4 protein-coding genes are annotated in these 5,335 nt (G+C 65.4%); 1 reads left to right on the top strand and 3 read right to left on the bottom strand.

The annotated features are described in order from the left end of the window. Positions 1–162: 162 nt before the first annotated feature. From ASD28_RS18080 to ASD28_RS18070, 3 genes are read right to left on the bottom strand one after another with little or no spacing between them, the layout of a single operon-like run. Positions 163–1,524: an MFS transporter gene (locus ASD28_RS18080; protein WP_082579156.1), complete on the bottom strand. Its 1,362-nt coding sequence runs from the start codon at positions 1,522–1,524 to the stop codon at positions 163–165. Next, positions 1,511–2,551, bottom strand: coding sequence for a glucokinase (locus ASD28_RS18075; RefSeq protein WP_082577532.1), 1,041 nt, complete (start codon positions 2,549–2,551; stop codon positions 1,511–1,513). The genes ASD28_RS18080 and ASD28_RS18075 overlap by 14 nt, the downstream gene beginning before the upstream one ends. A 56-nt stretch (positions 2,552–2,607) precedes the next feature. Next, positions 2,608–3,948: a GH1 family beta-glucosidase gene (locus ASD28_RS18070; protein ID WP_056131084.1), complete on the bottom strand. Its 1,341-nt coding sequence runs from the start codon at positions 3,946–3,948 to the stop codon at positions 2,608–2,610. Positions 3,949–4,139: 191 nt separating this feature from the next. Between ASD28_RS18070 and ASD28_RS18065 the strand changes: the two genes are divergently transcribed. Further along, complete coding sequence (locus tag ASD28_RS18065) at positions 4,140–5,159, top strand: LacI family DNA-binding transcriptional regulator (RefSeq protein ID WP_056131082.1); 1,020 nt, start codon at positions 4,140–4,142, stop codon at positions 5,157–5,159. The last annotated feature ends 176 nt before the right edge of the window (positions 5,160–5,335 follow it).

Below are 5,335 nucleotides of genomic sequence, written 5' to 3'. Positions count from 1 at the left end.
CAGCTATGCATGCACCAGCTTTTTTCACCGGAAGCTAACAGCAACCCCGTCCACCTACAAGAAAAATATGTGGGGAAGGGTCAGGGTCTGACCCCGAATCTGGGAAATTGGCGCGAAAAAAAAGCCGGGCGCGCGGCCCGGCTTGAAATGACGGCCTGGATCTCAGGCCGCGCGGTGACTGGCGTTCGCGTCGTTGGCGGCCGGCGCGGGCTTGGCGCTGCCGGCACCCATGCCGTCGTCGTGGTGGAACGGCGCGAACCACGTCGCGAGGAACGACGGGATCGTGGCGATCATGACCGCGACGAAGTAGCTGACGTAGCCCAGGTATTCCTGCAGCATGCCGCTGAGCGAGCCCGTGACCATCATGCACAGTCCCATCAGGCCCGTGCCGAACGCGTAGTGCGTCGTCGTGTACTTGCCCGGCGCGAGCTGCTGCATCAGGTAGATCATGTAGCCGACCGAGCCGAAACCGTAGAAGAATTTCTCCACGATGACGCCGGCCGCGATGGTCCACGAATCCGTGGGCAGCGTCATGGCCATCGCGAGGAAGGTCAGGTTCGGGATGTTGACGGCGCAGCACAGGATGAACAGCGTGCGCTTCAGGCCGCGCTTCGCGACGAACATGCCGCCCAGCAGCGAGCCGGCGAGCACCGCGATCAGGCCCCAGGTGCCGTAGATGATGCCCAGGCTCTCGTTGGAGAGACCGAGACCGCCCTTCGCGGCCGAATCGACCATGAAGAAGGGGCCGATCTTTTCCAGCATGCCGATGCTGAAGCGGAACAGGAAGGCGAACGCGATCATCTTCCACACGTCGCGCTTCTGGAAGAACGTGACGAACGAATCGAGCAGGATGACGGCGGCGCCGCGCACGTTCGTCGGCGTGTTTTCCGCGCGCGCGCCCTCGGGCATCACGCGCGCATGCCAGGCGGCCATCACGAGGACGAGGCCGGCGACGATGAAGAAGATGACCCGCCACGCGTCCATCCAGTCCGGCCCGAAGACCTTCGGATCGTGGTGGAACACGTCCGTGTGCAGGCGCCCGCTCAGGTAGACGAGGAAGCCGGAAGCGACGATCGGCCCGACGTTCCACGACAGGCTCTGCACGCCGCAGTACAGCGCCTGCGTGCGCGTGTCGAGCGACGTCACGTAGACCCCGTCGCTGGCGATGTCCTGCGTCGCGCCGATGAACGACATCAGGACGAACAACGACAGCATCACCACCATCCAGTTGGGCAGGCTCATCGCCAGCCCGGCGCCGGCGAAGCCCAGCGCGATGAGCACCTGCATCAGGAGCACGAAGAATTTCTTCGTCCGGTACATCTCGACGAACGGCGCGAACAGCGGCTTTGCCGTGTAGGCGAAGATCAGCAGGCTCGAATACGCGGCGGCGCGCGTATTGTCCATGCCGATGTTCTTGAACATGATGGCGGTCACGCTCGTCAGCATGATGTAGCCCATCGCCATCGTGAAGTACCCGGTGGGTACCCACAGCAGGGGGTGGCTGATGCGGTCAGGCGTGCGCATGATGGGTCGACGTGACGGAGTCGATCGGGGCGCGCTGCGCCGCGGCGCGGGCGTCGACGAGCTGCTGGTCCAGCATCGCGGCGGCGCCGGCCAGGGCAGGGTAGGGCGCGTGGATCACGTACACCGGGATCTGCTTGCAGAAGTCGGTGAAGCGGCCCTTGTTCTCGAAGCGGGCACGGAACGACGACTTCGCGAAGAACTCGCCCAGGCGCGGCACGACGCCGCCGCCGATGTAGATGCCGCCGCGCGCGCACAGCGTCACGGCCACGTTCGCGGCCATCGTGCCCAGCGCGCCGCAGAAGACGTCCAGCACTTCCGCGCACAGTTGATCGCCCGCCAGGCCGCGCTCGACCACCTGCGCCGGGGCCAAGCCAGCGCCGGCGACGCCGTCGATGACGCACAGCGCCTCGTGGATGGTGGCGAGGCCCGGGCCCGAGATCAGGCGCTCGGCCGACACGTGGTCCCACTTCGTCCAGCAGTACGCGAGGATCGCCTGTTCGCGCGCGTTCGACGGCGAGAAGGCGACGTGGCCGCCTTCGCTCGGCAGCACCTTCCAGCGGCCGGCGTCGGGAATCACGCCGCCGACGCCGAGACCCGTGCCGGCGCCCACGAGGCCGATCACGGCGTCCGGGCTCACGCGGGTGCCGCCGACCTGTTCGAGGTCCGCGTCCGCCAGGCTGGGCACCGACATCGACAGCGCGGCGAAGTCGTTCACGACGAGCAGGGTGTCGAGGCCGAGGTCGCGGCGCGCGGCGTCGATCGAGAACTGCCAGTGGTGATTCGTCATCTTGATGAAATCGCCCTCGACCGGATTCGCGATCGCGATCACGGCATGGCGCAGTTCACGCGCGGCGCCGGGATGGCCGGCCAGGTAGGCACGCACGGCATCCGTGAACGTGGCGTGGGCGGCGCAGGCCAGCGTCGCGATTTCCTCGATGCGGCCGGGGCCGCGCTGCAGCGCGAAGCGGGCGTTCGTGCCGCCGATGTCGGCGAGCAGGCGGGCGCCGCCGAAAAGCACATCATCCATGGTGTCCCTCATGTCTTCCTCGGTCTCCTGTTTTTCTCACCTCACCCCCGTGGGGGTCAGGCTGCGCGCAATGCGGCGCGCTGTCCGGCGATGAAGTCGCGGTACCACAGCGCGCTCGCTTTCGGGATGCGCTGCTGGGTCGCGTAGTCGACATACACGATGCCGAACCGCTTCTCATAGCCGGAATTCCATTCAAAATTGTCCATCAGGCTCCACAGGAAGTAGCCGCGCACGTCCACGCCCGCGTCCATCGCGGCCTTCAGGGCCTCGAGGTGGGTGCGGACGTATTCCACGCGCTGGGTGTCGTCGACCTGGCCGTCGGCGCCGACGCTGTCGACCGCGGCCATGCCGTTTTCCGTAATGTACACCGGCGGCAGGTCCGGGTATTCCTGTTTCAGCTGCACGAGCAGGTCCGTGAGGCCCTGCGGGTAGATTTCCCAGCCCATGTCGGTGAAGCCCAGGCCGCCTTCCGGCTTGCGCGGCGGGACTTCCGCGCTCATGACTTCGCGGCGGTAGTAGTTCACGCCCAGGAAGTCGAGCGGCTGGGCGATGATGTCGAAGTCGCCGGCATGCACGACCGGCGCATTCGCGCCATGCGCTTCCAGCGACAGGGCGGGATAGCGGCGCTTGAAGATCGGGTCCATGAACCACTCGACCGAATTGGCCCATTCCAGTGCCGCCAGGCGGCGGTCGGCTTCCGTGTCCGTGGCCGGCTCCGCGGTCCACTGGTTCAGCACGATGCCGAGCTGGCAGGTAGGATTCACCGCGCGCATCGCCTGCATGGCCAGGCCGTGCGACAGCAGCAGGTGGTGCGACACCTGGATCGCCTGTTTTTTATCCGCGACGCCGGGCGCGAACTGGCCGTTGCCGTAGCCGAGGTTCGCCGTGCACCACGGCTCGTTGTGCGTGGCGATGCTGGCCACGCGGTTGCCGAAGCGGCGCGCCACTTCGGCCGCGTAGTCGGCGAAGCGGTGCGCGGTGTCGCGCGACATCCAGCCGCCGTCGTCCTGCAGGCCCTGCGGCAGGTCCCAGTGGTACAGCGTGATGTGCGCGACGATGCCTTTTTCGTCCAGCGCGTCCAGCAGGCGCGTGTAGAAATCGAAGCCCGGTTCATTCCATGCGCCCTTGCCGGTCGGCTGCACGCGCGCCCACGCCATCGAGAAGCGGTAGGCGTTCACGCCCAGCGACGCCATCATCGCCACGTCGTCGCGGTAGCGGTTGTAGTGGTCGCACGCGACGTCGCCGTTGCTGCCGTCGATGATGTTGGCCGGATCGTGCGAGAACGTATCCCAGATCGAAGGGCCCTTGCCGTCGGCGTCAAAGGCGCCTTCGATCTGGAAGGCGCTGGTGGCGACGCCCCACGTGAAGTTGGAAGGAAAACGGATGGAGTCGGTCATGGCGCGTTGTAGTCGTTATGAGAATGAACTTGGAATTCGTTTGAAATCGATTTCATCGTACATGCGTCATCGGCAGGGTGTCAACACCATTTTTTCCTTCCAAGCATCAATGCGACATGTCAAACGGGCATGTCTGGTGTATATTCACGAGCTTCGCGGCAGCCGCCGTGTAAAGATGCAGGCCGAAACGCATGAAAAAGGATTCCAGCAGTTCGCCGATGGTCACGGTCCACGAGGTCGCCCGTGTGGCGGGCGTATCCGCGGCGACGGTCTCGCGCTTCCTGAACGGCACCGCCAAGGTGTCGGAGGAAAAGCGCCAGGCCATCGAAAGCGTCATCGAAAAGCTCAATTACAAGCCCAACGTGCTGGCCCAGAACCTCAAGACGGGCAGCTCGCGGACGATCGGCGTCCTGACGCAGTCGCTCGTGTCGGGCTACTTCGCCGACGCCATGGCCGGCATCGACGAGGCCCTGCAGGGCACGGGCTACGCGCCGCTGATCGTGTCCGGCCACTGGCATGCGGACGAGGAGGCCGAGCGCATCGAGCTCCTGATCGCGCGCCGCGTGGACGGCCTCGTCATCCTGAGCGGTAAATTGAAGGATGCGCAGATCCTGAAACTGTCGCAGCGCGTGCCCATCGTCGCCTTCGGCCGCGACCTGAGCTCGCCGCGTGCGTACGGCTTCTGCCTGGATAACTATTGGGGCGCGTGCGAGGCCGTGAGCTATCTGATCGAGCAGGGCCACCGCAACATCGCGTTCATCACCGGCCCGTCCGACCACCAGGATGCGCTGGCCCGCCTGGCCGGCTACCGCGACACGCTGGCGAAGCACGGGATCAAGGAGCAGCAGCAGCTGATCGTCGGCGGCGATTTCCAGGAATCGAGCGGCCTGCTGGCCGTCGAGCGCCTGCTGGAATCGGGCCAGCGATTTTCGGCGATCTTCTGCGCCAACGACCTGACCGCGTATGGCGCCCGGCTGGCGCTGTACCGGCGCGGCATCCGCGTGCCGGAGGACATCTCCGTGATCGGCTTCGACGACCTGCACAGCTCGATGTACACGACGCCGCCGCTGACCACCGTGCGCCAGCCGCTGTTCGACGTCGGCAAATGCCTGGGCCGCGCGATCGTCAAGATGATCGGCCACGAGATGCTCGACATCGAGGTGCCGCAGCTGAACCTCGTCGTGCGCGAGTCCGTCAAGCGCGTCGACTGAACACCGGGGTCAGAGCCCGATTTTGGGAAATTTCCAAAATCGGGGCTCTGACCCTGACCCTTCCCCTCAAATTTTCACAACCTGCACCAAATTGATCAGTGTAAGTAGGGCGAGCTGGAAGGCGTGGTGATCCAACTGAGGTCGTACGCAATCGGTCAAATAATGACGTGCCAGGG

The sequence above is a fragment of the Massilia sp. Root133 genome (assembly GCF_001426525.1).
Lineage (GTDB): Bacteria > Pseudomonadota > Gammaproteobacteria > Burkholderiales > Burkholderiaceae_D > Telluria > Telluria orientalis.
This window is presented reverse-complemented; position numbering and strand designations above follow the sequence as displayed.